24 protein-coding genes are annotated in these 26,437 nt (G+C 63.4%); 7 read left to right on the top strand and 17 right to left on the bottom strand.

The features are described 5' to 3' along the window. Positions 1-75: 75 nt before the first annotated feature. From RID11_RS05780 to RID11_RS05760, 5 genes are all read right to left on the bottom strand, one after another. Positions 76-1,437: a glutamine synthetase family protein gene (locus tag RID11_RS05780; RefSeq protein WP_350136464.1), complete on the bottom strand. Its 1,362-nt coding sequence runs from the start codon at positions 1,435-1,437 to the stop codon at positions 76-78. Between the two features lie 74 nt (positions 1,438-1,511). Further along, on the bottom strand, positions 1,512-2,549 hold the full coding sequence (locus RID11_RS05775; protein ID WP_350136463.1) for a TRAP transporter substrate-binding protein: 1,038 nt from the start codon (positions 2,547-2,549) through the stop codon (positions 1,512-1,514). A 51-nt stretch (positions 2,550-2,600) separates the two neighbouring features. Next, complete coding sequence (locus RID11_RS05770; protein WP_350136462.1) at positions 2,601-3,923, bottom strand: TRAP transporter large permease; 1,323 nt, start codon at positions 3,921-3,923, stop codon at positions 2,601-2,603. Next, positions 3,913-4,518 carry a TRAP transporter small permease subunit gene (locus tag RID11_RS05765; RefSeq protein ID WP_350136461.1) on the bottom strand — a complete coding sequence of 202 codons (606 nt, stop codon included), beginning with the start codon at positions 4,516-4,518 and terminating at the stop codon, positions 3,913-3,915. The genes RID11_RS05770 and RID11_RS05765 overlap by 11 nt, the downstream gene beginning before the upstream one ends. Next, the gene (locus tag RID11_RS05760) at positions 4,511-5,278 is read right to left on the bottom strand and encodes an N-formylglutamate amidohydrolase (protein WP_350136460.1); all 768 of its coding nucleotides are present in this window, start codon (positions 5,276-5,278) and stop codon (positions 4,511-4,513) included. The genes RID11_RS05765 and RID11_RS05760 overlap by 8 nt, the downstream gene beginning before the upstream one ends. Positions 5,279-5,417: 139 nt before the next feature. Between RID11_RS05760 and RID11_RS05755 the strand changes: the two genes are divergently transcribed. The 5 genes from RID11_RS05755 (at position 5,418) to RID11_RS05735 (ending at position 10,433) form a co-directional block, all read left to right on the top strand. Then, on the top strand, positions 5,418-6,320 hold the full coding sequence (locus RID11_RS05755) for a MurR/RpiR family transcriptional regulator (protein WP_350136459.1): 903 nt from the start codon (positions 5,418-5,420) through the stop codon (positions 6,318-6,320). A gap of 173 nt (positions 6,321-6,493) precedes the next feature. Then, positions 6,494-7,546 (top strand): extracellular solute-binding protein, encoded by a 1,053-nt coding sequence (locus RID11_RS05750; protein ID WP_350137743.1) that lies wholly within the window; start codon positions 6,494-6,496, stop codon positions 7,544-7,546. Positions 7,547-7,613: 67 nt separating this feature from the next. Then, positions 7,614-8,717 (top strand): ABC transporter ATP-binding protein, encoded by a 1,104-nt coding sequence (locus RID11_RS05745; protein WP_350136458.1) that lies wholly within the window; start codon positions 7,614-7,616, stop codon positions 8,715-8,717. Next, the gene (locus RID11_RS05740; protein ID WP_350136457.1) at positions 8,717-9,574 is read left to right on the top strand and encodes an ABC transporter permease; all 858 of its coding nucleotides are present in this window, start codon (positions 8,717-8,719) and stop codon (positions 9,572-9,574) included. The genes RID11_RS05745 and RID11_RS05740 overlap by 1 nt, the downstream gene beginning before the upstream one ends. Positions 9,575-9,584: 10 nt before the next feature. Continuing rightward, positions 9,585-10,433: an ABC transporter permease gene (locus RID11_RS05735; protein WP_350136456.1), complete on the top strand. Its 849-nt coding sequence runs from the start codon at positions 9,585-9,587 to the stop codon at positions 10,431-10,433. Between the two features lie 5 nt (positions 10,434-10,438). On the opposite strand, the gene RID11_RS05730 is transcribed toward RID11_RS05735, so the two are convergent. The 7 genes from RID11_RS05730 to RID11_RS05700 form a co-directional block, all read right to left on the bottom strand. Continuing rightward, positions 10,439-11,179: a 2-keto-4-pentenoate hydratase gene (locus tag RID11_RS05730; RefSeq protein ID WP_350136455.1), complete on the bottom strand. Its 741-nt coding sequence runs from the start codon at positions 11,177-11,179 to the stop codon at positions 10,439-10,441. Then, positions 11,176-12,378 carry a CaiB/BaiF CoA transferase family protein gene (locus RID11_RS05725; protein WP_350136454.1) on the bottom strand — a complete coding sequence of 401 codons (1,203 nt, stop codon included), beginning with the start codon at positions 12,376-12,378 and terminating at the stop codon, positions 11,176-11,178. Before RID11_RS05725 ends, RID11_RS05730 begins: the two co-directional genes overlap by 4 nt. Then, positions 12,375-13,148, bottom strand: coding sequence for an enoyl-CoA hydratase (locus RID11_RS05720; protein ID WP_350136453.1), 774 nt, complete (start codon positions 13,146-13,148; stop codon positions 12,375-12,377). Before RID11_RS05720 ends, RID11_RS05725 begins: the two co-directional genes overlap by 4 nt. Positions 13,149-13,157: 9 nt before the next feature. Then, entirely contained in the window at positions 13,158-14,438 is a 1,281-nt protein-coding gene (locus RID11_RS05715) for a TRAP transporter large permease (RefSeq protein ID WP_350136452.1), read from the bottom strand. Then, positions 14,438-14,992, bottom strand: a complete 555-nt coding sequence (locus RID11_RS05710) for a TRAP transporter small permease (protein ID WP_350136451.1) — start codon at positions 14,990-14,992, stop codon at positions 14,438-14,440. The genes RID11_RS05715 and RID11_RS05710 overlap by 1 nt, the downstream gene beginning before the upstream one ends. Before the next feature lie 118 nt (positions 14,993-15,110). Beyond that, the gene (locus RID11_RS05705) at positions 15,111-16,085 is read right to left on the bottom strand and encodes a TRAP transporter substrate-binding protein (RefSeq protein WP_350136450.1); all 975 of its coding nucleotides are present in this window, start codon (positions 16,083-16,085) and stop codon (positions 15,111-15,113) included. A gap of 121 nt (positions 16,086-16,206) precedes the next feature. Then, positions 16,207-17,391, bottom strand: coding sequence for a pyridoxal-phosphate-dependent aminotransferase family protein (locus RID11_RS05700; protein WP_350136449.1), 1,185 nt, complete (start codon positions 17,389-17,391; stop codon positions 16,207-16,209). Positions 17,392-17,536: 145 nt separating this feature from the next. On the opposite strand from RID11_RS05700, the gene RID11_RS05695 reads away from it, so the two are divergent. After that, complete coding sequence (locus RID11_RS05695) at positions 17,537-20,467, top strand: FAD-binding and (Fe-S)-binding domain-containing protein (protein ID WP_350136448.1); 2,931 nt, start codon at positions 17,537-17,539, stop codon at positions 20,465-20,467. Further along, entirely contained in the window at positions 20,460-21,152 is a 693-nt protein-coding gene (locus RID11_RS05690; RefSeq protein ID WP_350136447.1) for a GntR family transcriptional regulator, read from the top strand. Before RID11_RS05695 ends, RID11_RS05690 begins: the two co-directional genes overlap by 8 nt. A 17-nt stretch (positions 21,153-21,169) precedes the next feature. Here RID11_RS05690 and RID11_RS05685 read toward each other — a convergent pair whose 3' ends face one another. The 5 genes from RID11_RS05685 to RID11_RS05665 all read right to left on the bottom strand — a co-directional run bounded on the left by RID11_RS05685 (position 21,170) and on the right by RID11_RS05665 (position 26,409). Then, on the bottom strand, positions 21,170-21,475 hold the full coding sequence (locus RID11_RS05685; protein WP_350137740.1) for a hypothetical protein: 306 nt from the start codon (positions 21,473-21,475) through the stop codon (positions 21,170-21,172). Positions 21,476-21,531: 56 nt separating this feature from the next. Next, positions 21,532-22,212, bottom strand: coding sequence for a hypothetical protein (locus RID11_RS05680; RefSeq protein ID WP_350136446.1), 681 nt, complete (start codon positions 22,210-22,212; stop codon positions 21,532-21,534). A gap of 78 nt (positions 22,213-22,290) precedes the next feature. Next, on the bottom strand, positions 22,291-24,534 hold the full coding sequence (locus RID11_RS05675; protein ID WP_350136445.1) for a hybrid sensor histidine kinase/response regulator: 2,244 nt from the start codon (positions 24,532-24,534) through the stop codon (positions 22,291-22,293). Next, positions 24,531-25,688 carry an FIST N-terminal domain-containing protein gene (locus tag RID11_RS05670; RefSeq protein ID WP_350136444.1) on the bottom strand — a complete coding sequence of 386 codons (1,158 nt, stop codon included), beginning with the start codon at positions 25,686-25,688 and terminating at the stop codon, positions 24,531-24,533. Before RID11_RS05670 ends, RID11_RS05675 begins: the two co-directional genes overlap by 4 nt. Before the next feature lie 4 nt (positions 25,689-25,692). Further along, positions 25,693-26,409, bottom strand: a complete 717-nt coding sequence (locus RID11_RS05665; protein WP_350136443.1) for a response regulator — start codon at positions 26,407-26,409, stop codon at positions 25,693-25,695. Between the last annotated feature and the right edge of the window lie 28 nt (positions 26,410-26,437).

Below are 26,437 nucleotides of genomic sequence, written 5' to 3'. Positions count from 1 at the left end.
GTCACACCCTTTCCGGCAGGCGCATGTCCCGCCCTTTCATCGTTCCGAAAATACTCAAATCCGACGTTGCCGCCCTCACGCCCGCTCGAAGCCCCTCTGCACCTCGTAATCGGTCACGGCGCGGTCGAAATCCTCCTGCTCGACCTCCGCCGCGCGGGTGTAATGATCGACCACGGCATCGCCGAAGGCCCGCCGCAGCATGGCCGAATTGCGGAAGGTCTCGGTCGCCATGCTCAGCTTGTGCGGCACCTCGGCCACATCCGCCATGCTGTAGAGATCGCCCTGCGCGGGATCGGGCAGGGCCAGTTCCTCCTCGATCCCCGCAAGCCCTGCGGCAAGTTGCCCGGCACAAGCGAGATAGGGGTTCATGTCCGACCCGGGGATTCGGCATTCGATGCGCACGCCCTTGGTGCCCTCGCCCACAAGGCGGAACCCGGCGGTGCGGTTGTCGATTGACCAGGCGGTCTTGGTGGGGGCAAAGGTGCCCGGCACAAAGCGCTTGTAGCTGTTGATATAGGGGGCCATCAGCAGCATGCAGTCGGGCGCGTATTTCAACAGCCCGGCCACGTAATGACGCATCACCTTTGACATCGAATGCGGCGCGTCCGCATCATGGAACACGTTCCCCTCGGCGTTGAACAGCGATTGGTGGATATGCGCGGCACTGCCCACCTTGTCGGCGCGCCATTTCGGCAGGAAGGTCGCGGCATGGCCGTGCTGGGCGGCAATCTCCTTGACCGCGTGCTTGGCCAGCGTGTGCCGGTCGCAGGCCTCGAGCGCATCACCGTAGCGGATGTTGAGCTCTTCCTGCCCGATCTCGGCTTCGCCCTTGGTGTTCTCGACCGGGATGCCCATGGCGTATAGCGCGTTGCGCACCGGGCGCATGACATGCTCATCGCGGGTGGTGAACTGGATCGAGTAATCCTGATTGTATTTCACCAGCGTCGACAGGTCACGGTAACCGCTGGCGCGGATCTCGTCGTAGGAGCGCTGGAAGAGGAAAAACTCCAACTCGGTCGCCATCATCGGCGTCAGGCCCATGGCCGTCGCGCGCTCGATCTGTGCCTTGAGGATCTGGCGCGGGGAATGTGGCACCGGGCCGTGCGAGTGGTGATCGAGGAAATCGCAGAGCACCAGCGCGGTGCCCTCGAGCCAAGGCACCGGGCAGAGCGTGGCAAGGTCGGGCTTCATCGTGTAATCACCATAGCCCATGGCCCAGCTGGTCGCGGCATAGCCGTCAGGCGTTTCCATCTCCAGATCGGTGGCCAGCAGGTAGTTGCAGCAATGCGTTTCCTCAAACCCCGCTTCGAGAAAGTTCGACACATGGAACCGCTTGCCCACAAGGCGGCCCTGCATGTCCACGGCGCAGGCCAGCACCGTGTCGATCTCGCCGCTCGCGGCCTTGGTTTTCAGCGCATCCAGTGTCAGGGCAGTCATGGTCGTTCGCTCCATTCAGGCTAGGGAAAGGGGGCCCGTAACAGGCCCCCTTGTTGGGTCGTCAGGCACCCCGCTCAGGTATAGCGGTAGGGGCGTCCGGCCTTTTCCATGTCGGCGTTGTATTGCTTGAAGATCTTCACGACCTTGGCCTTGGTCTCGGATTGCGCCGCGATCTCGTCCCAGAATTCGCGCGCGGCGCTCTCGACCGTGGCCCATTCCGCATCCGGGATCGTCGTCAGCTGCATCTTTTCGCCATGCACGCGCAGACGCGCCTCGCCGCCCCAATACCACCACTGGCGATAGTAATGCGACTGTTCCATGCAGGTGGCGAGCAGAAGTTTCAGATCCTCCGGCAATTCCTCCCAACGGCCCATATTGGCAAAGAAATGGCCAACCCAAGCGCCCGAGATATTGTTGGTCAGGAAGTAGTTGGTCACGTCTGCCCAACCCACCGTGTAATCCTCGGTGATGCCCGACCAGGCGATACCGTCAAGCTCGCCGGTCTGGACCGCCACCTCGATATCCTCCCATGGCAGGGTGACGGGCACGACGCCGAACTGCGACAGGAACCGGCCCGCCGTGGGGAAGGTGAAGACGCGCTTGCCCTTGAGATCCTCAAGGCTGTGGATCGGGTCCTTGGTGGCGAAATGGCACGGGTCCCACGCGCCCGCGCTGATATGCTTGACGCCGACCTTGGCGTATTCCTCGTCCCAGATCTCCTTGAGGCCGTACTGGTTGAAGAGCACCGGCACATCGAGGCTGTAGCGCGAGCCGAACGGGAAATAGCCGCCAAAGACCGTAACTTCGGTCGGGCTCGCCATGCTGTCATCGTCGGACTGCACGGCGTCGATGGTGCCCTGCTGCATGGAGCGGAAAAGCTCGCCGGTGGGCACCAGCTGATCGGCATAGAACAGCTCGATCTGCATGCGGTCGCCCGCGATCTTGTTGAACGTGTCGATGGCTGGTTTTACCACATGCTCGGCCAGTGCCGCGCCGGCATAGGTCTGCATCCGCCAGGTGATCGTCGATTGCGCGAGGGCGGGGGCGGCGAGCGGGGCCGCGACCGCACCCGCACCGGCGGTTTTCAGGAACTTGCGTCTTGTCGTCGTCATCGTTCTTCTCCTTGTTGCAATGATGGCCCCTTCGTCAGGGCTCTTTTGGGGTTATTTTCCGTACACGTATTCGGGCAGCCACAGCGCGATCTGCGGAAAGATCATCACCAGCGACAGCGCCACCACCATCACGCCCACGAATGGCACGATGGAGCGGTAGATGTCGCGCAGCCCGATCTCGGGCGGGGCCATGGCGCGCATCAGAAAGAGGTTATAGCCGAAGGGCGGTGTCATATAGGCAATCTGCGTGGTGATCGTATAAAGCACACCATACCATATCAGATCGAAGCCGAGCGCCCCCACCAGCGGCACGTAGAGCGGCGCGACGATCACCAGCATCGCGGTGTCGTCCAGAAACGTGCCCATGATGATGAAACTGAGCTGCATCAGGATGAGAATCATCCACGGGCTGAGATTGAGCGTGTCGGTAAACAGTCCCTCGATGGCGTTCACCGCCCCCAGCCCGTCAAAGATCGCGCCAAAGCCGAGTGCCGCCAGGATGATCCACATGAACATGCACGAAATCGCCAGCGTGTTGCGCACCGTCGTCTCGAACACCGTGCGCGTCATCCGTCCCTTGAGCACGGCGGCGAGGAAGGCGGCAAGTGCGCCGATGGCAGAGCTTTCCACAAGGCTCGTCCAGCCCTTGACGAAGGGCACCATCATCACCGCGAAGATCACCAGCGGCAACAGTCCCGCACGCAGCAGGCGCAGCTTTTCGGACAGCGACACGTTGCGCTCTTCTTCGGGCAGCACCGGGCCGAGATGCGGCTGAATGCGGCAGCGGATATAGATATAGAGGATAAAGAGCGAGGCCATCAGCAGGCCGGGCAGCACCCCCGCCAGCCACAATTGCCCCACCGGCTGCCGCGCAATCATCGCGTAGAGCACCAGCACAACCGACGGCGGCACGAGGATGCCAAGCGACGAGCCCGCCTGCACCACCCCTGTCACCATGATCTTGTCATACCCCCGGCGCAGCAGTTCCGGCAGCGCGATGGTGGCCCCGATGGCCATGCCCGCGACGCTCAGCCCGTTCATCGCCGAAATCAGCACCATCAGGCCGATTGTGCCGATCGCCAGCCCGCCCCGCACCGGCCCCATCCAGACATGGAACATCTTGTAAAGGTCGTCGGCGATGCGGCTCTCGCTGAGAACGTAACCCATGAAGATGAACATCGGCAGGGTCAGCAGCGGATACCATTTCATCAGCTTCATCGCCGCCGAGAACGGGATTTCAACGCCACCCGTCCCCCAGAGCAAAACGCCGGCAAGCGCGCCGATGAAACCGATGGCCCCGAACACCCGCTGCCCGGTCATCAGCATCAGCATCATGCCCGCGAACATGACGAGGGCAATCATCTCATGCGACATCGGCGTCTCCCTCGCGCAGGTATTCGATATCGCGGAAGAACTCCGCCAGCGCCTGGAGGATCATCAAGAAGATACCGAGGCAGAGCACGATCTTGATCGGCCAGAGCGGCGGACGCCATGCGGTCGAACTGCGTTCCAGAAACCCGAGTTTCTCCTGCGCGGCGCTCGGCCCCTCGGTGATAAGGGTCAGGAACAAATCCCCGAAAAAGTGAAACGGCTCCGTCCCGAAATAGCCAAGCGCATAGGCGGTGGAACTGACCGCGCCCATGAACAGAACGACGAGGTAGAACAGCAGAAAGAACACGGTGAACCCGTCCACCATCGCCTTGGTGCGCGGCGACCAGTCGCCATAGAACAGATCCATTCGCACGTTCGAGCCCAGTTGAATCGAATAGGGCCCGCCCAGAACGTAATAGGCGACCATCACGAACTGCGCAGTCTCCAACGTCCAGAGCGACGGGGTCGACGTTGCCTTGGACAGGGACGACCAGAGCAGCACGCCCATCAGCACAAAGACCAGATACATGGCGATACGCCCGATAAAGCGGTTCATCCGGTCAATCGCGCGGATATAGCCTCGCATCGCGCTACGCATCATGGGCCTCCATCAGCTTGAGCCGCGCGAGCGCCGGGCGCAAAACGCGCAGCAATTCGGCGGCGATGCGGTCCTGCTGTGCGGGCATTGCAATCAGGTCATTGCGGATCTCCAGCATCACGTTGGGCAGGTTGTTGGCAATCCCGTGCAGGCGCAACGAATGCGTCACGCCATCGGCAGGGCCGTAGGGTGCGTTACGCTCGACCTGCCGCCCCGGCACCTCCTGCGCCAGCATCGCATCGGCAAGCCGCGCATCGCTGTCATGCAGGATGCCGATCTCCACGGCACGAGACTGACCCATCCAGACCGGTGTGAAACTGTGCATGGTAATCAGCGCAAAGGGCGTGCCCGCCCTGCCCCGCCGCGCGATCAGGTCGGATGTGGCGCGCGTGAAGGGCGCATAGACCCGCGCCGCGCGTGCCGCGCGCGCCGCCTCATCCAGCCCGACATTGCCGGGCACCGCGATCGTCTCGGTCTGCTCTGGCATCGCACTCGGGGCTTCGGGCGGGCGGTTGCAATCATAGACCAGCCGCGAGATGCGCCCGGCGATCATCGGTGCCTCCAGAGCCTCCGACAGACGCCGTGCCACATCCTCCCCTCCCGGGTCCCAGGCTGCATGACTGTCGCGCGCCCACGGGTCCAGACCGAGGCCGTCATAGTCGGCGGGGATGTGATTCGAGGCATGTTCGCAGACGATCACGGCCGGACCGAGCCCGTCCGCGTTGATGATTTCATAAGCCTCGGCACATTTTGCGAGCATGTTTCCCCCGTCGCTGGAAAAAGCTTTCCATGAGAGAACTTTTTCGTCAATATTTTTCCAGAACCATCCGGAGAAGATTTCCGTTGACCTGCCTCGATCCGTCCCCATTGCACAGATTGTCGCCGCGAAAGGCCCGCCCATGACCGACGATCCGCCAATCGAGCCAGCGAGACCGATAACATCGGCCACGCCAACGGTGCGCCAACTGATCCGCAGTCAGTATCAGGATCTGACGCAATCCGAGCGCAAGTTCGCCAACACCCTGATGGAAAACTACCCCAATGCGGGCCTCGCCTCGATCACCACCGTCGCCGAGGGGGCGGGCGTGTCGGCCCCGGTGGTGGCGCGCATGGTGCAGAAACTGGGGTTCAAGGGCTATCCGCAGTTCCATCAGGCGCTGTTGCAGGAATTGCAGGCCAAGGTCTCGGGCCCGACCGAGCGCCGCGCGGTCTGGACCGCCGAAGCCCCCGAATCGCACATGCTCAACCGATTTGCCGGGGCAGTGACGCAGAACCTTGCGCAGACCTTTGCCAATATCGACACCGCGCAATTCGACGCCGCCGCGCGCCTTCTGGCCAGTGAAAACGGGCTCTATATCGTCGGCGGGCGTATCACGCGGTCGCTCGCGGAATATGCCTTCACCCATTTCCAGGCGATCCGCGAACGGGTGACGCATCTCACCTCCTCGCCCGCCACATGGCCGCATTACGTGCTCGACATGGTCGAGGGCGACACGCTGCTGATCTTCGACATCCGGCGTTACGAGGAAAACCTGCTGCGCCTGGCCGAGATTGCCTCGGCGCGCGGCGTGCGGGTGATCCTGATCACCGACCAATGGGCCAGCCCCGTCGCGGGATTGGCCGAGGCGACCTTTCATTGCTGGGGGGAAATTCCGTCAGCATGGGATTCCAACATCGCCACGCTCTCGCTCACCGAGGCGCTCATCGCCGCCACCCAAGAGGAACGCTGGCCCGAGGCGCGCGACCGGTTCGAGCGGCTCGACAGCCTGTTCGAGATGACACGGCTCTTTCGCAAACCCTGAACGGGGCCACCGCGCGGCCCCGGGAAAGGACATCACGGGCGCGGATCACAGCCGGCGCAGGCAAGAACGGTTTTCATGGAAACGTCACCGAACCTGCGCTAACACTCAGAAACGAACAATTCCGATCACGTTGTTCAAGACAGGGAAAACACATGAAACTCACATCTACGCATATGACCCTGGCCGCCGTCCTGACCGGAACGCTGGCCTTCGCACATCCCGCCGCTGCGGATACGCTGCGGCTGCTGACATGGGGCGGCTACGCCCCCGAGGACGTCATCGCCAAATTCGAGGAAGAGACCGGCCACACCGTCGAGGTGACGCTCTCCAACAACGAGGAAATGATCGCCAAGCTGCGCGCCACCGGCGGCGGCGGCTTCGACCTCGCCCAGCCCAGCCAGGACCGCATCGCCGGACCGCAGGCCGAGTTCGGCATCTACAAGCCGATGGACATCTCCAAGATCGACGAATCGCTCTTCATTCCGTCGATGCTCAAGGCGACCAAGGCCAACACCACCGTCGGTGGCGAGGTCTACGGCGTGCCGCATGTCTGGGGCACATCGGGCCTCGTGCTCGACACCTCCAAGGCGGACATGGTCAAGGATTACACCGACCTGTGCTCTGATGCCGTGGCCGGTGACGTCTCCTACCGCCTCAAGCGGCCAACGCTGATCGGCTTTGCCTTCGCCATGGGGATGGACCCGTTCGCCGCCTATGGCGACGAGGCCGCCTATACCGAGATCATGGAAAAGGTCGAGGCCAAGCTTGTCGAGTGCAAGCCAAATGTCAAAGCCTATTGGGGCGGCGGCGACGAGCTGATGAACCTGATGCGCTCGGGCGAGATCGTGGCAGCGATGGCCTGGGATACCGGCGGCTGGAAGCTGAACGAGGATAATGCCGACATCACCTTCGTCGCCCCTGCCTCGGGTGCGCTTGGCTGGATCGACACGTTCGTTCTGCCCGCCAAGGGCCGCGCCGATGACGCCGCCTATGACTGGATCAACTTCGTGATGCAGCCCGAGGTGTCCGCGATGATCACCGCTTCGGCGGGCAACTTTACCGCCTCGCAGGGCGCGGACGATTACGCCTCCGACGCGCTCAAGGCCAAGTATCAGGCCAGCTTTCCACCCGAAGCGGTGGACAACATCAAGTGGTATCCGCCGGTGCCCGCAGGGCTTGAGGTGATCGAGGGCGGTGTGCTCGACCGCGTCAAAGCCGCAAACTGAAGCTGCGCGATATCTCCGAGGCTTCCGCCGCAATGGCGGGGGCCTCTTGCATTGAAGGACCCCCAATATGACGCAGCCCGATCTTGCTTGCACCCATCTCACCAAGCGGTTCGGCGACACGACCGCCGTCGACGATGTCAGCTTCGAGGTGCCGCCGGGCTCATTCTTTTCCATCCTCGGGCCGTCGGGCTGCGGCAAGACGACGATCATGCGGATGATCGCGGGGTTTCTCGCACCTTCCGATGGCGACATCCGGATCAAGGGCCGCTCGGTGCTCGATGTGGCCCCCAACAAACGCCCGGTGAACATGGTGTTCCAGCATCTGGCGCTTTTTCCGATGATGAATATCGCCGACAACATCGGTTACGGACTGCGCCGCAAGGGTCTGCCCAAGCCCGAGATCACCCGCAAGGTAGGCGAAGTGCTCGAACGGATCGGCCTGCCCGATATCGGCACACGCAAGGTGGATGAACTCTCTGGCGGCCAGAAACAACGCGTGGCCATCGCCCGCTGCATGGTGCTGGAACCCGATGTGCTGCTCCTTGATGAACCGCTCGGCGCGCTCGACCTCAAGCTGCGGGAACATATGAAGATCGAGCTGAAGGCATTGCAGGCGGCCTTCGACACCACCTTTGTCTACATCACCCATGACCAGAGCGAGGCACTGGTGATGTCCGACACCGTCGCGGTGATGAATGCCGGGCGGTTCGAGCAGATGGGTGCCGCGCGCGATCTCTATTACCGGCCCGAAACCGCCTTTGTCGCGGGCTTTGTCGGGGACAGCAACCGCTGGCGTGGCCGGGTCGAGAGCGTGCAGAGCGACGTCCTGCGCCTGCGCAGCGACAGCGGGCTGGCACTTTTGGGCAGCCGCCACGGGCGCGCCCTGTCCGACGGGACCACGGCGGATATCTATGTGCGACCTGAGGCGATTCGCCTTGGCCACAGCCCCGAGGATGTGGCGCATTTCGACAATCGGCTCTCGGGCACCGTGACCAGCCTGCTCTTCAACGGCGCGGCCAGCCGCATCCTGATGCGTCCCATCGAGGGCGGCGAGGACATTGAAGTGGCTCTGCCGCAATCCGGCGAGTTCGCCCATCTGGAGCGTGGCTCAGACGTGCATGTCGGCTGGTCCAGCGATCAGGGCAATTGCTTCGCGGCGGGGTCGGTCTGATGCAGGCGGCGCAGAGGCTCGGCTTTCTCCTGCTGGTGACACCGCTCCTGCTGTGGCTGGGCCTGCTGATCATAATCCCGCATATCGACATGTTCCTCGTCTCGCTGCGCGAGCGGGTGGGCGTGGGCGAATACGCCACCAGCCTCGCCAATTACCGCAGCTTCATCGAGGAACCGCTGTACCTGATGACCTTCGCGCGCACCGCCGTGATGTCGGTCATGGCCACCGCGCTAACCCTGCTGATCGGCTTTCCGGTCGCCTATTACATCGCCAAGATGGCGCGCGGGCGGGTGCGCTCGGCGCTCTTTCTGCTATGCCTCGTGCCGTTCTGGGTGTCGGAGCTGGTACGCACCTTTGGCTGGATGATCCTGCTGCGCGAAACCGGTCTGTTCTCGTCGGTGCTGCAATGGGCGGGGCTGGCCGATGCGCCGGTCGAAATGCTCTATAACGACGCCGCGATCATGGTCGGGCTGGTCTATACCTCGATGCTGTTCATGGTGGTGCCGCTGATCACCACGCTCGACAGCCTTGACGACGCGGTGATCGAGGCGGGCTATGATCTGGGTGGCTCGGGCCCGTCGATCCTGCGCGAGATCGTCATTCCCCATGCCATGCCCGGCATCGTTTCGGGCTCCATCGTCGTCTTCATGCTGTCCTTGGGCAATTACCTCACCCCGATCATGCTGGGCGGCAAGGACAGCCTGTGGTTCACCGAGCTGATCTATTCGCAATTCATCGTGCGTTTCAACTGGGAGCTGGGCGCGGCCTTCGGCTTCATGTTGCTGATCCTGTCATCGGTGATCGTCTGGGGCACGCTGCGCCTGACCGGCCAGACCCTTGAAAAGACCATGGGATGAGAGGCGCGTCATGATACCCACCATCCCCCAGAGCCGTCTGATCAGGGTGACCTACACCGCCTATGTGGTGCTCTTCTTCACCTATCTCGCGCTGCCGCTCACGGTGGTCGCAGTCTTTGCCTTCAACGACAGCCAGTTTCCCTCGCTGCCTTGGGAAGGGTTCACATGGGACTGGTTCTTCGGCGAGGAGCAGCCCAAGATCGGCGTCTTTCACGAACGCCCGATCCTGCGCGCCATCGGCACCTCGGCCTTCGTCGGGTTCTGCGTCTCGGGGCTCTCGGTCGCCGTGGGCACCACCAACGCCTTTCTCTTCAACCGCTACGAGTTCCGCGGCCGCGGACTGCTCTACGTGCTGATGCTGACGCCGCTTGTCATTCCGGGGATCGTCCTGGGCATCTCGATCCTGGTCTTTTCCTCGACCGTGGCGAATGCGGCATGGGACGCGATGGAATGGGACATCATGGCGCTGCGCCCCGGCCTCGTGCTGGTCATCCTCGGGCAATTTTCCTTCATCACCACCATCGCCACGCTGGTCATCGCCGCGCGCTTGCAGAAATTCGATCACACGCTGGAAGAGGCTGCGCTCAACCTCGGGGCGGGTCACCTGACGGCGGTGCGCACGATCACCATCCCCTACCTGATGCCCGCGCTAATCGGGGCCTTTGTCGTCGCCTTCCTGATGAGCTCCGAGAATTTCAACACCACGCTGATGCTGGTGGGCTCTGACGCGCCGCTGACCATCGCCATGTTCGACCGGCTCAAGGAAGGCTCTACCCCACTGCTCAACGCGGTGTCGCTGCTGCTCATGGTCGGCTCAAGCCTGCTGGCGCTGGTGATGATCGCGTTTCAGCGCAGGTAGAGCGCTCAGGCGGTCGTGAGCGTCAGCGCCACGTCGCCCAGACCCGCGATACGGCCCTGCGCTGTCGCGGGCGGGGTGATCCACGGCAAGCCGTTCAGCGAGCCGGTAATCACCACCTGCCCCACCTGCAACCCGCCGCAATGATCGCCGAGCGCGCGGGCCAGCGCGCAGAGCGTGGCAAAGGCATCACCGCCAGGCACGCGCGCCACACCATCAAGCAAGGTCTCACCTCCCAGCACCAGCCGCGCCTCGGCGCGTGTTACGTCAAGGCCCTGCCAGTCGCGACGCGCCTCGCCCAGAACCACCGCACCATTGAGTTGGTTATCCAGCATCTTGAGCGCCGCTCCCGCACCCTTTGGATCGGCGAGACGGCTCTGAACCAACTCGAACGCGGGCAACAACTCCACCGCTGCGCGCAATCGTGCTTCGAAATCGGGCGCGTCCGGGTCCGGCGGGGCTGCGATCAGGCGAAAAGCGTATTCGAGTTCGATCCCCACCTCTTCGCCCATCGGAACGGAGATCTCGGCAGAAGTCGTGTGAATGTCGCACGCCATGATCGGCGCGATCACGATGGGAGCATCCGGCGGGCAGGCCACCTTGAAGCCCCCCACGGGACCAAGCCGCGCCGCAACCGCCTCCTGCACGGCGAAAACGCGCGCGCGCGTCAGATCCTTGCCCGCTGTGGCGGGCAGCTTAAGCCCTCCCTTTCGCGCCGCCAGAAGCTGCGCCACCAAGGGATCATTCATGCCGCGATCACCGCACCCGAGGCGACCATCGCCTCAATCTCTTGCGCGTCATAGCCCGCCTCCTGCAACACCTCGCGGCTGTGCTGCCCCAGAACGGGGGCGGCACGGCGCAGGCTGGCGGGCGTCTCGCTGAATTTGACGGGATGGCCCAGGGTCTTGACGCGGCCGGCTGTCGGGTGGTCCACTTCGGTGATCATTTCGCGGGCCCGCGCCTGCGGGTCGGCCTGCATTTCGAGAATATCCAGCACCGGCCCGGCGGGCAGTCCCGCCTGCTCCATCCGCTCCAGCCAGACAGCAGAGGTCTCGCCCCGCAGATAGCCGTTGAGGATCTCCTCCAGCTCTCCCAGATGCTGCATCCGGTCGTGGTTGGAGGCAAAGCGCGCGTCGTCGTTCAACTCCGGCGCACCGATCACATCGAGAAAGCGCAGCCAGTTGCGCTGATTGGCGGCGCCCACGTTGATCCAGCCATCCGCCGTCTCAAAGGCCTGATAGGGGCCATTGAGCGGATGCGCCGAGCCCATCGGGCCGGGGGCGACGCCGGTGGCGAAGGCAATCGCCGATTGCCAGTAGGTCTGGGTGATCGCTGCCTCGAACAGCGAGGTATCGACCTTTTGCCCCTCGCCCGTCTGCAACATCCGCGCATAGGCGGCAGAAACCCCCATCGCCGCCACGATACCCGCCGTGATGTCCGAGACCGGTGCGCCGGTCTTGACCGGGGGGCGCCCCGGCCCCTCGCCGGTGATCGACATCAGCCCCGACATGCCCTGCGCGATCAGATCGAAGCCGCCGCGCTGCGCATAGGGGCCGGTGCGGCCAAAGCCGGAGATTTCGCAATAGATCAGCCGCGGATTGATCGCGCGCAGGTCCTCATATCCCAGCCCCAGCCGTTCCATCGTGCCCATGCGGTAATTCTCGATCACCACATCGGCCTCTTCCAGCAGGCGGTGCAGGGCCTCGACGCCCTGCGGCTCCTTGAGGTTCAGCGCCACGCCCCGCTTGTTGCGGTTCATCATCATGTAGGCGGCGGATTCACCCTCGATCGCGGGCGGAACGAAGCGGCGGCTGTCATCGCCATCGGGCTTTTCGACCTTGATCACATCGGCGCCCATATCGGCCAGCATGAGACCACAGACCGGCCCGGCCATGATATGGGCCAGTTCGATCACCTTCATCCCCGCAAGGGGGCCGTCATTCGTCATGTCCCGCTCCATTCGGGTTTCTCCTTGGCCAGAAACGCCTCCAGCCCGTGGCGGAAATCCCGGCTCATGTAGCACATCTCGATCAGGTCGGCGTCGTCGACCCGAGTGGCGGCGCTCACCCGGCGCATCGCCTCTTTCGTGGCGCGCAGGGTCAGGGGGGCCATCTGCGCAAGCGTGTCGGCCAGTTCTCCGGCACGGGCCATCAAGGCATCTTCGTCGTCCAAAACCTCGGTGACGAGACCACAGCCCTGCGCCTCGTCTGCACCGATCAGGCGGGCGGTAAAGATCATCTCGCGCACCCGCCCTGCGCCCATCAATGAGGACAGCCGCGCCAGGTTGGCCGCAGCCAAGCAATTGCCAAGGGTGCGCGCGATGGGAAAGCCGAATTTGAGATTGGCAGTCGCGATGCGGATATCGCAGGCCCCGGCAATCGCGGCCCCGCCCCCGGTGCAGGCCCCGTTTATGGCGGCGACCGTGGGCAGCGGGCACCGCTCCACCGCCTCCAGTACGCCTTCGATCCGGGCCTCGTAATCAAGCGCATCCTGCGCCTTGTCGAAAGCGCGAAACTGCGTCATGTCAGTGCCCGCCGCGAACGCCTTACCTCCCGCGCCGTGAATGACCACCGCGCGGATGCTGCCATCGGTCGGCACCTCGCGGCATAGGGTTGCCAGCCCCTCATACATCTCGAATGTCAGCGCATTACGCGCCTGCGGGCGGTTGAAGGTGATCCAGAGCGTGTGGCCCCGGACCTTCGTCGTGATCTCGCTCATGATAGCCCCTTAGCGGTAAAAGTATTCGACGAGGAACAGCGGCACCGACGGCACATAGGTGCACAGCATCAGCACGGCCAATAGCACCAGCACGAACCAGACGTTGACCTTGGACACTTCCCAGATATTGGCCCGTGCAACCGCGCAGGAGGTGATCAGCACCGAGGCCACGGGCGGCGTCTGCTGCCCGATGGCAAGGTTCAGCGTCACCACCAGCCCGAAATGCACCGGGTCGATGCCTGCCGCCGTGATCAGCGGAATGACGATCGGCACCACCAGGATGATTGCCGCTGCGGAGTGCAGGAAGAACCCGATCACGAGGAAGAAGAAGTTGAGGATCAGCAGGATCATCCATTGCTGATCGGTGATGTTGAGAATGCCTTGCGCCAGTTGCTGCGGGATCTGCGCACGGGTCAGGAACCCGCCCATCAGCACCGAGGCCGCGACCAGCAGCATCACGACGGCGGTCTGCATGCCGCCATCCAGCATGGCGCGGCGCAGATGCGCGATGTCGATCTGCCGATACCAGACCGACACCACGATGGCCGCGATCACGGCGAGGCCCGCCGCCTCGGTCGCGGTGACGAAACCGCCGAAGATGCCGCCAAGAATGATCACCGGCAGAGTAAAGGCCGGCAGCGCCTCCATGAAGGTCTCGCGCAGGCGCGGGATGTTGAACGCCTCTTCGGTGGGCAGGTTGTAACGACGTGCAAAGATATAGGCGACCATCATCAGCCCGAACGCCCCCAGAAGGCCCGGGACCACACCGGCGACGAAGAGCTGCTCCACGGATGTATTGGCCGAGGCGGCATAAAGGATCATCGGGATCGACGGCGGAATGATGATCGCCAGAGACGCCGAGGAGGATGTGACGGCGGCCGAAAGCTCCTTGGAATAGCCGCGTTTCTTCATCTGCGGAATGAGGATCGAGCCCATGGCCGCCACATCCGCCACGGCAGAGCCTGAGATTTCGGCAAAGAACAATGACACGCCGATATTGACCATGGCGAGGCCACCGCGCACGAAGCCGATGATCGCCGAGACAAAATTGATCAGCCGGTCGGTGATGCCGCCCGCGTTCATGATCGCGCCCGCAAGAACGAACATCGGGATCGCGATCAGCGAGAACTTGGTCGAGCCGTCATACATGTCGAGCGCGATTGTCACGAGGCTGTCGGCCCCTTCTGTCGCCAGAAGGCCCATGACGCCTGCAAGGGCCAGCCCGATCGCGATCGGCACGTTGATGCAGATCATCGCCACGAGGCCTATGAAAATCGCCAGCATCAGCATCAGCCGCGCTCCTTGTTCTTTTCCATTTCGGTTTCGACCTCTTCCTCGATCTCGGCATGTTCGAGCGATATGCCTTGCGCGGTCTTGGCCCAGTAATGCGGCAGGCTCAGCAATTGGCAGATAATGAAAAGAATTGCCCCGATGGGAATAACCGATTGGGTCAGTTGCACCGGCACCCAGGGCAGCGAGGTCAGGCTGTCGCCCTCCAGAACTTCAAGCACCTGAAAGCCCGCTCGTGCCATCAGCACGAAAAAGATAAGCACCAGCGCCTCGCCCACCAGAACGGCAATCATGCGCGCCCGTGGTGGTATCGCCAGCAGCACCGAGTCGAACCCGATATGCCGCCGGTGCAGCGCGGCGAGGGCCGAGCCGTAATAGGTGATCCAGGCGAGCATGATCGCCGCCACCTCGTCATACCAGGAAAAGCTGTGCCCCATCAGGCGCGCAAGCACGGCGACGATAACGATGACCGTCAATGCGATCATCAGCAGAACCGTGATCCACTCCAGCAGGCGGCTTGCGATCCGGTTCGTTCGGTGAAGAAGAGCGTTCATTCGGGCCTGTCTTGCGCTGCATCAACCCCTCCCGGCACGCAGGCGCGCCGGGATCGGGCCGTCATTTGTGTATCAGGGGTCATCCGGCGGCCCTGTTCAGGGCCACCGGAAAAGGCACTCAGCTTGCGTTGCCGAGCGCTAGCACCTTGTCGATCATCTCCTGCCCGCCATCGACCTCGGCGGCAAAGGCCTCGTAGATCGGCTTGGAGGCGGAGATGAAGGCGTCCTTGTCGGCCTCGTTCACCTCGACGCCAGCGTCCTTGATCACGCCGAGCAATTCGGTCTCAAGCTCCGCCGCCTTCTCATAGGTGAAGGTCTGCGTTTCCGCCGCGCAGTCGCTCAGCATCGCCTGCACCTCGGGGGAATGCTTGCCGAAATGCTTTTCAGAGGCGAGGATATAGGCGGGCGTGTAGACATGCCCGGTGATCGAGAGATACTTCTGTACCTCCTGGAACTTGGCCGAGGCAATCTGCGCGTAGGGGTTCTCCTGCCCGTCGATCACGCCGGTCTGCAGGGCGGTGAACACGTCCGAGAACGCCATCGGCGTCGGGTTGGCACCATACTGCTTGAACATCTTCACGCGCCATTCGCCGTTGGGCGTGCGCAGCTTGACGCCTTGCAGGTCCTCGGGCGTGTTGATCGGGCGGATGTTGTTGGTGATGTTGCGAAAACCGTTCTCGGCCAGGCCCACGATGTGATAGCCATTGTCGTTGGCCGCACCCTGGAACGTATCCATCATCGCGTCCTGCACGCGGCGCATATGGTCGCGATCCTTGATGATATAGGGCATCTCGAAAATGCCGAACACGCTATCGACCGAGGACATCACCGAAGAGGGCAGCGCAAAATCGACCTGCCCCAGCTTGAGCTTCTGCAACAGCTCCTTGTCCTTGCCAAGCTGCGACGACCCGAAGGTCTGCACCTCGACCGAGCCGCCGGATTTGTCACCCACGCACGCGGCGTAATGGTTCACCGTCGCCTCGAAGAGCGAGCCGGGCGCGCCGACATGGCCGAATTTCAACGTCGTGTCCGCCGCCGTGGCGGGCACTGCGGCGAACGAGGCCACAACGGCTGCAATCAGTGTCTTTTTCATTATCTTTCCTCCCTTGGTTTCAGTGTCCCGCACGGCTCCTTCCGCACGGTGGTCTTTGCGTTGCCCGAATGTCTCGGGTGCGTTCCGCGCAGGCTCCTCCTCCCGCGCGGAACATCCGCCGTCAGGCGGCGGCGCGATTGGCCAGGGCGGTCTCGCCCAGCACCTCCATCGCGGCCTGCACGCCGCCCGCGCGGTAGGGCACGCCTGCATCGCGCAGGCCCATCTCCACACCGGCCAGCGTGCCGATCAGCATCAGATCGTTGAAATCGCCCAGGTGTCCGATCCGGAAAACCCGGTCGGCGACCTTCGAGAGGCCGTTGCCAAGCGACATGTCGTAATTGCGCAAGGTGACAGCGCGGAAATTGTCGGCCGAATGCCCCTCGGGCACCATCACCGCCGTCAGTACCGGCGAGCGGTCGGAGGGTGTGTTGCACAGCACCTCCAGCCCCCAGGCCTCTACCGCCGCGCGCGCCGCAGCACCATGCCGCCGATGCCGGGCAAAGACATTTTCCAGCCCTTCCTCGTGCAGCATTTCGATCGCCTCGTTGAGACCGTAAAGCAGATTGGTCGCGGGCGTGTAGGGGAAATAGCCGGTGTCGTTCGGTCCTGCCATCTCGGACCAGCTCCAGTAGGAGCGGATGAGCCCCGCGCTCTCGGACGCAGTCATCGCCTTGTCGCTGACAGCATTGAACGACAGGCCCGGCGGCAGCATCAGCCCCTTTTGCGAGCCGGAAACCGTCACATCGACACCCCACTCGTCATGCCGGTAATCGACCGAGGCGAGCGAGGAAATCGTATCAACCATCAAGAGCGCCGAATGGCCCGCCGCGTCGATGGCGCGGCGCACGGCGGCGACATCGGTGACAGAGCCGGTCGAGGTCTCGTTATGAACGACGCAAACCGCCTTGATGTCTTGGCCTTTGTCGCCGCGCAGATGCTCCTCGATGGCCGCCGCATCGGCCCCGCCGCGCCAGTCGCCCTCGATGAATACGGGGTTGAGGCCCAGCTTTTCGGCCAGTTTCTTCCAAAGCATGGCGAAATGCCCGGTCTCGTACATCAGCACCGTGTCGCCGGGCGACAGCGTGTTGACCATTGCGGCCTCCCACGCGCCGGTGCCAGAGGACGGGTAGATCACCACGCGGCCCTCGGTCTTGAAAATGCTCTTCATACCTTCCAGCGCCTTGCGCCCGACATCGGCAAAGGCCGGGCCACGGTGATCCATCGTCGGATAATCCATCGCCCGCAGGATGCGGTCAGGCACGTTCGACGGCCCCGGAATTTGCAGAAAATGGCGGCCAGCAGGCATGTCGTTCCTCCCCAAAATGACGGCACCTGCGCCCGCTAGGGGCCGAGTAGCAAAGACTCGGATGCAGGTGAATTTTGTTGAATTGAATTCTGAATTCAATATTCTGTCAAGACATTATCTCAAACCACCACCGGATCGGGGGACCATGCTGGACAGCGCCATTCAAGACCGCCTCAGCCGCGAGGTACGGGGCGAGACCCGCTTTGACGCCTTTTCACGCGGGCGTTATGCGACCGATGCCTCGATCTATCAGATCATGCCTGCGGGCGTGATCGTGCCCCGCGCGCCCGAGGATATTTCCGCCGCTATTGAGGCTGCCCGTAGCGCTGAAATCCCGCTCACGATGCGCGGCGGCGGCACCTCGCAATGTGGGCAGACGGTGAATTCCGGGCTGATCGTCGATTGCTCCAAGCACCTCAATCGCATCCTTGAGTTGGATGTCGAGGGGCGGCGTGCCGTGGTCGAGCCGGGGATCGTGCTGGATGACCTCAACCGTGCACTCAAACAACACGGGCTCTGGTTCCCGGTCGATGTCTCAACCGCGTCGCGCGCCACCATCGGCGGCATGGTGGGCAACAATTCTTGCGGATCCCGCTCGCTGCGCTACGGGACGACGCGGGATAATGTCGCCCGAATCGAGGGCTATCTCGCCGATGGCACGCCGTTCGATTTCGGCCCCGGATCGGGCAATCGCGTGCCCGAATCCCTGCTTCGGCAGATGCTTGACCTCGGCGCGCGCGAGGCCGAGGAGATCGCTGCGCGCTTCCCGCAGGTTCAGCGCCGCGTTGGCGGCTACAATATCGACGCGCTGGTGCCGGGCGACCGGCCCATCAACCTCGCCCATCTGCTGATCGGGTCGGAAGGCACGCTCGCCACCTCCACCGCCATCGAGATCAAGCTCTCCCCCCTGCCCTCGAAAACCCGTGTCCTGGGGGTCTGCCATTTCCCCACCTTCCGCGCCGCGATGGAGGCCGCGAAATCGCTGGTGGCGCTTGGCCCGACCTCGGTCGAACTGGTGGACAGCACCATGATCGACCTCGCCCGCGCGATCCCGCTTTATGGGAGAACGCTGGAGCAATTCGTGCGCGGGCAGCCGGCGGCGATGCTATTGGTGGAATTCGCCGACAGCCCGCCCGAGAACGAAGAGAACATGGCGCGCCTGTCCGATACCATTTCCGATCTTGGCTATGGGTTCGGCAAGGGGGGTGCCCATGAGGGCGGCGTGGTCGAGGTCTGGGACATGGCCCTTGCCGCCGAGATCGGAGAGCTGCGCAAGGCGGGGCTCAACATCATGATGTCGATGAAGGACGAGGGCAAGCCGGTGTCTTTCGTCGAGGATTGCGCCGTGCCGCTCGACCATTTGGCGGATTACACCGACCGGCTGACCGAGGTCTTTCACCAGCACGGCACCACCGGCACGTGGTATGCCCACGCCTCGGAAGGCTGCCTGCATGTGCGCCCGGTGCTCAACCTCAAGCTTGAGCAGGACGTGCGCAAGATGCGCGAGATTGCCGAGGCCGCGTTTGAGATGGTGCGCGAGTATAAAGGCTCGCATTCCGGCGAACATGGTGACGGTATCGTGCGCTCGGAGTTTCACGGGGCGATGTTCGGGCAACGCATCCTGAGCGCGTTCGAAGAGGTCAAGGCCGCCTTCGATCCCGACACCCGCCTCAACCCCGGCAAGATCGTGCATGCGCCGAAGATGGATGACCGCAGCCTGATGCGCTATCCGCCGGGCTATGATTTCGCCGATCTCAAGACCGGGCATGACTGGTCTGCCTGGCCCGGCAAGGGCGGTGGATTTCAGGGCGCGGTCGAGATGTGCAACAACAACGGGGCCTGCCGCAAGCTGGCGGGTGGGGCGATGTGCCCGAGTTATCGCGTGACCCGCGAAGAGCGCGACGTGACGCGAGGCCGCGCCAACACGCTGCGCCTCGCGCTCTCGGGTCGTCTGGGCAAGGACGCGCTGTTCTCGGATGAGATGGCCGAGACGATGAAGCTTTGTGTCGGCTGCAAGGCCTGCAAGCGCGAATGCCCCACCGGCGTCGACATGGCCAAGATGAAGACCGAGGTGCTCTATCAGCGCGGCCAGAAACTGGGGTTCGGTCTGCGCGCCCGGCTGATCGCCGAGATGCCGCGCTACGCGCGTATTGCCGTGGCGCTGCGCGGTCTCATCACCCTGCGCAACCGCGTGCCGTTTCTGGCCGCCTTGGGCGAGCGAATCACCGGGCTGGCGCGCGCGCGGTCCCTGCCGAGATTTCGGGGTGATTATTTTCGCGATGCCGAGGTAAAGCGCGCCCGCGCCTCGACCAAGGCGGGCAAGGTCATTCTCTTCACCGACACGTTCAACCGCTGGATGGAGCCGGAGATCCCCCGCGCCGCGCTGCGCGTGCTGTCGCGTGCGGGATACGAGGTGATCACCGCAAATACCCCCGGTCGCCCGCTCTGCTGTGGCCGCACCTATCTGGCGGCGGGCATGATCGACAAGGCCCGAGACGAGGCGCGGCGCACGCTTGATGCGCTCATCCCGCATATCCGCGCGGGCGTGCCGGTGGTGGGTCTGGAACCCTCGTGCCTGCTGACTCTGAGGGACGAGTTCCTCACGCTCTTGCCCGGCGACGACGCGCGCCTGCTATCGGAAAACGCCTTTCTCTTCGAGGAGTTCATCGCCCGCGAGTCCCGCGCCGAAAAGCTCAAGTTACCGCTTGGCCGTCTGGGGACCACCGCCCATGTGCACGGCCATTGCCATCAGAAGGCAGCGGGCGTGATGGGAGATATGGGCCAGGCGCTGGCGCTCATCCCAGGTCTCGACCCACAAACCATCGAGAGCAGTTGCTGCGGTATGGCGGGAGCATTCGGCTATCAGGCGGAAACCATCGATGTCTCGCAGAAGATGGGCGAATTGTCCCTGCTGCCCGCCGTGCGCGCCGCCGCCCCCGATGATCTTCTGATCGCCAACGGCACCTCTTGTCGTCACCAGATCGCCGATGGCACCAACCGCCGCGCGATGCATATCGCGGAAATCTTCGACAGGGCGTCGGAAAATGCTGTAAGGGAAGGCCGCAACTATGGATGACCAAAGCCAAGAGGCCCCGATGACCGCCCTCAAACCCGATCCGATCGGCCGCACCGCGCTTGCCGTCGAGATCACCAACCGTCTGCGGCAGATGATCCTCGAAGGCCAGTTGCAGCCAGGCGAGAAGATCAACGAAAAGGTGCTGACCGAGCAGTTCGGCGTCTCCCGAACGCCACTGCGCGAGGCGCTCAAGGTGCTGGCCTCTGAAGGGCTCTTGAATCTCATCCCGCATCGCGGCGCGGTCATCACCCGCCAGAGCGAAGCCGAACTGGACGAGGTGTTTCGCGTTCTGGCCGCGCTCGAAGGGCTGGCGGGTGAACTGGCAGCGGAACAGGCGGAAGACAGCACGCTGCAAGAGATCGTGCGCCTGACGCAAGACTTGCGCCGGTCGTTCGAGCAGTCTGACCGCCCTACCTATTTCAGAATCAATCAGGCCATCCACAACGCGATCCTCGCGGCCGCAGGCAACGACACGCTCATGCGGTCGCATGAACTGCTGGCCTTCAGGGTGCAACGCGCGCGCTATCAGGCGAATCTCACCCCCGATCGCTGGCGTGCGGCGGTCGAGGAACATGAGGCCATTGCCGAGGCGCTTCAGGCCCGCGATGCGGAGCGCTGCTCAAAGCTCATGCGCGATCACCTGTTGCAGAAATTCGCCTCGATCAAGGCCAAGACGCGCGACTGAGCACCGCCACCTGCCGGTCAGAAGCAGACGATTTCGGCCTCTGCCTGCGCCCGGCGCAGATCGGCGACCATAGCCTTAGACGGTGCTGCGCTCTGGAAATAGGACATGCGTTCGCCGCCGACGCGGCGCATCGACAGCACGGTCTCTGCCTCGAGATATTTCTCATAGGGCAGGATCGCCGCGATTTCGTCGATGGAACACGAACAGCGGCGCAGCGTCTCGCGGTTCTGGCCGTTGGTCGCCATGCAGGCAAAGACGTAATCGGCGCGCGCCTCGGTCGGGTAGTCGTTGAACCGCTCGGCCACGTCCTGCGCCGCCGCCATGCCACCGGCCACGGTTACGGCCCAAGCCAAGACCGACGCCAAGCCCAATCCCCGGATCATTGCAGCGCCTCCTCTGCGTCGAATTGCAGGCTGGAGCGATACATAAGCCCCGTGCCATCGGGGGCCGGGGCCTCGGCCACCAGCGACAGATACCAGCCGGGCACCGCCTCGGACATGGTCACGCTCAGTTCCAGCGCGCCAAAGCCGCGCATCCGGTCGACATTCGGATCGCCCTCGAAAGGCCGCATGCGGATCGTTCTCGTGGCCACTTCTTCGCCGTTGACCATGGCCGTGCCCGGCTCCACCTCCGAGGGCTGTACCAGCGCGTCCTTGACCCGGTTGCGGATGTAGAACGGGCTGCCGCCCGCCGTTTCCGCCATGTCACGGACAACCGATTCGTAGAACACCATGATCATCGGATTTCCGACGCTCGCCGGAAACGAGCCCATGCCGCGATGCTTGCCGTCGCGGCGGAAGTCCAGGCGGACCATCTCCATGTCCTCGGCCTGCTCGATCCGCAGACCGATTTCGCCGCTGTCGCGCGCCGCCGCATCGGGGTTGAGCGTATTCGTAACCTCGCGCCGATAGACCAGCGCATGATCGCGGCTGACCGGGTCGAGCGTGCCGTCGCGAAAGAGAAGATCATAGGTCGCCTCGCCATCCACCGACGTGGCAAGGCCCGGCCCCGCCGCGAGCGTCAGGGCAAGGCCCAGTGCCAAGGCTGCGCGTGTCATCATGCTCAATTCCTCCCGATCTCCAGCCTAGGCGTTCCGCAGGCCCTGTCATGGCCGACTTTTGTCGGTATCGCGCACCGCTCAGCCAAACGGTGCCCCGCCGGTATTCCAGTGAATCGCCCAGTCAATCAGCGGGCGCAGCCGCGACAGCTTGACCGGCTTGGGCATGACCGAGATATCGTCGCGCGCGGCCTTGCGGCGCAGCGTCTCAGAGCGGTCGGCGGTGATCAGGATCGCGGGCAGATGATGGCCGGACCAGTCGCGCAAGGCGGCCACGGCGTCCAACCCGGTCTCGCCATCGTCGAGATGATAATCGGCCAGCACGATATCGGGCACCGCGCCGGTCTCTTCCAGCAGAACGAGTGCGGCAGAGGCCGATTGCACCCCCAGCACCCGCGCGCCCCACCGCTCCAGCCGCTGCGTGGTGGCAAAGAGCACGTCCGCGTCGTTCTCGATCACCAGCACGTGGTAGTCGAAGGGCACGTCGCCCTTGGCCTGAATGAGCGCCGCAGGATCATCCTGCGCCACTTGGCCCTCGATCACCTCCATCTCGATGCTGAACACCGATCCGCGCCCGGGGGCCGAGCGCACGCGCAGGGCATGGCCCAGATGACGGCAGGCGCGATCCACCACCGACAGCCCCAGCCCCATGCCGGTGCCGAAGGCCGCGTTCTCGGCGCGGGCGAATTCCTCGAAGATGCGCTTCTGATCGGTGCGCTGAATGCCGATGCCGGTATCCCAGACCTCCAGCACGACGCGGCCAGCCCGCCGCCGCGCGCCCAGCAAGACGCGCCCGCCCGGCTCGGTATACTGGATCGCGTTGACCACGAGGTTCTGGATCGAGCGTTGCAGATAGACCGGATCGGACCACACGAAGAGATGACAGGGCACCACGTCGAGCCGCACGTTCTTTGATTCCGAGAGCGGCAGTTGATCGGCAAAGACCCCCTCCATCAACGGGCCGAGACTGACATCCGTGGGCGTCACCGCATCCGGATCGGCACTGTCGAGCCGCGAGATATCGAGCAGCGCGTGCAAAAGCTGTTCGGTCGAGGAGAAGGCGCGGTGCAGCCGGTCGACCATCGGCGACAGGTGCGACTCCTGTGCCGCCTCCTGCAAGGTCGAGATCAGCAGCTTGGCGGCGTTGATCGGCTGCAAGAGATCATGGCTCGCCGCCGCCAGAAACCGGGTTTTCGACGATACCGCCGCCTCGGCACGCTCCTTGGCGAGGCGCAACTCCTCCTCGACGCGGGCCATTTCCTCGAATTGCTCGGTCAGGCGTTCGTTGGCGCGGGTGAGTTCCGCCGTGCGCTCCAGCACCCGGTTTTCCAGCATTTCCGTGGCGCGGCTTTCCAGCGTGACGTCTTTCAACTCCACCAAGAACCCACCATCGGGCAGCTCGTTGGCCTGCACGTCGAGCACCCTGCCCTTGCCATGCCGCACCCGCCGCCGAAGCCAGCCGTTTTTCTTCAACTGCTCCTGCCAGTTGGCGATTTCCAGAAAGGCATCGTCGCGAACAAGGTCATTGGCCTGCATGAAGGCCAAAAGCCGCGCGAGCGTGGTGCCGCGCTGCAACTCGATATACGGCACGCCGAGGATCTGGCGAAACTGCCGGTTCTGCATCATTACCGTGCCCTCGGCGGAAAAGGTGCAGACCCCGGAGGTCATGTTCTCGAACACCGCCTGCAGGTAATCCGCCTGCTGGTCGATCAGCGTCTTCTTCTCGGACCGGTTCTGCCGCACGATCGGCGTGATATCCGTCAACAGCAACACGACATTGTCGGAAGAGGTGCGCTGAAGGCCAAGCTGATACCAGATGTCTCCCGTCACCTCGATCAGAAGCGACATGGCCATTGCCCCGTCATCGGTGTTTTTCAGCTGCGCCGCCGGGTGATGGATCTTGCGATCCGTGGAGACAAGATGGCGGCTGCGCACCATCAGATCGAAATAGGCATCAAGCGTGATCCCCGAGATGACCTCGCCCGCCACGTCCGGCAACACGTTGCGGAACAGCTCGTTGCACACGTCGAGCCGCCCGTCGGTAAAAAGCGCGAACCCCTCATGCATCGCCGAGAGCGCATCATGCAGGTTGCGACGGGTGCGTTCGCGATCACCGCGCACCGATTCCAGTTCGGTCGCGGCGCGTTCCAGATCACGGGTCTTGGCGGCAACCTGCGCCTGCAATTCGATGGCTGACTGAAAGGCGCTATAGGCGGAAACGTTCAACTCATTCTGCCGGTCGGCGCGCCGCATCAAGGCCGCGATGATCCGTGATTGCCGCTCGATCTGGATATCGGACGGCTGGTTCGGATCAATCAGGTTCACAGCACCCCCGGGCCATCAGGGCCGAAAAAAGCGACTCCCACGAAGGTCTGGTTCATGTGCACGCCGCAATGCTGCTCGCCATAGGTGTTGAAGCCCAGCACCCGCGCCTCGCGAAAAATTTCCGAAACCTCGCGGCTCAACTGCCTCTGCTCCACCTCAAGACGCCGCAGCACGCAATCGAACCCGAGAATGAAATCCGGCGGCTCGCCCTTGGAACTCTCAAGATCCAGGCCAGTACGCAGGGTCTCGATCATTTCCTTGCCGCGTCCCAGCGTCATGATCACCCCGTCATCGATCGCCGCCATGAAGGAGAGCGCGTCATCCTCGGTGGCGTCACTGATCGCACGCACAAAATAACGGCCCTTGTGATGCACCAGAATGGGATTCTCGGCGAATATCCGAGGCGACAGGGCATCGCGCGCGCAGCCGACAAGCCGGGCATATTCCTGGGCCGCCGGTGCACCGTTGATCTCGAAGACCAGCCGGTCCTCGGGGTCAGCGCCGGTAATGATAAGCTGTTCGTCGGTGGGCTGGAAATGATCGAAACTGAACCCCTTGAAGCCGAGCGATGTCTCGATGATCAGCAACAGCGCCGCATCCTTGTAGAACCGCCCGCCCTGCAACACGAAGGTCTCATCGAAATCAAGGCCATCACCGGCGGAGCCGCCAAAGACGGGAATATCGGGCAACACCGTCTCCAGCGTCGAGACCAGCAAATCTTCCTGCTTCGACAGCCCGTCGGTGAACAGCAGCGCCAGCCGGTTCCATCCTGCGGTATGTTGAAACTGCACCTCCTGCCGTTCCGCCGCCGCCGCGATGGCGGAAAACGAGAATGGGCGCAACTGCTCGATCAGCACCGAGGCACAGCGGAAATAGGCCTTGGGAAAGGCGAGCAGCAGCAGCGCGTCCGAACTGTAGCCATCCGGCGTGATCTGCCCTGCCGAGGTGCAGCCGAAAACCGGCAAACCGCCAAGCCGCGCCTGCAGCGCGCCCCCAACCTCGTCAAGGCAAAGCCCCTTGGGCACGAAGGCAAGGACGAAACAGGTCTCGCGCAGATTGAACCCCGCAGCAGCCTCGTCCACGGCGCGGGCCGCCTCCGCGGCGCTTGATTGCCCCACCCAGACATGACACGGGCCGCTGACACCGTCTCGCATGGCGTCAGCTGCTCAGAAAGGCGCGCGCCTCGGGATCGCCCGATTCGCCGCCCATCGTGCTCTTGACCAGCACCGCGGCCTGTGTCCGGTTCTTGACGCCCAACCGGTTCAGCAAGCCGGTAATGTGCGCCTTAACTGTGGCCTCGGCCAGCGACAGTTCATAGGCAATCTGCTTGTTGGCCTTACCCGCGCAGATCAGCTTCATGATCTTTTGCTGCTGTGGGGTCAGCGCAGACAGCGTGGGATGCTCGGGCTCGGCGCGCCCGCCGCCCTCGTCGCGCGCGATGCGCTCGGCATAGGCCTTGGGCAGATATTTACCGCCCGCACCCACCCGCGCGATGACCCGGCGCAATTCCTGCGCAGACGTCTCCTTGGGCAGGAACCCGGCGGCCCCTTCCGCCATCAGCGTGCGCACCAGTTCAGACGAGGACAGCGCCGAGATCACGAGGATCGGCACAGTCTTCAACCTGTCGCGCATGGTGATGAAGCCCGATATCCCCGAGACATCCGGCAGCTTGAGATCAAACATGACAAGATCGGGCCGAAAGCCCGTTTCAAGACGCTTCAGAGCATCCTTCAGACTTGCGGTCTGTTCGACGACACAGTTGGGAAAGACCACGGGAATAGCAGCAGCCAGGGCATCGCAATAAAGCGGGTGATCGTCCACGATCAGAACTGAACTCACCTGACCGCGCGGCCGCAATTCGGCTCTCACGTTCATGACATTTCCTCCCTGACGAGACTTTACC

Source organism: Roseovarius sp. (genome assembly GCF_040219995.1).
Taxonomy (GTDB): Bacteria; Pseudomonadota; Alphaproteobacteria; order Rhodobacterales; family Rhodobacteraceae; genus Roseovarius.
Note: the sequence above shows the minus strand (reverse complement) of the source record. Positions and strands in the feature narration are given on the sequence as shown.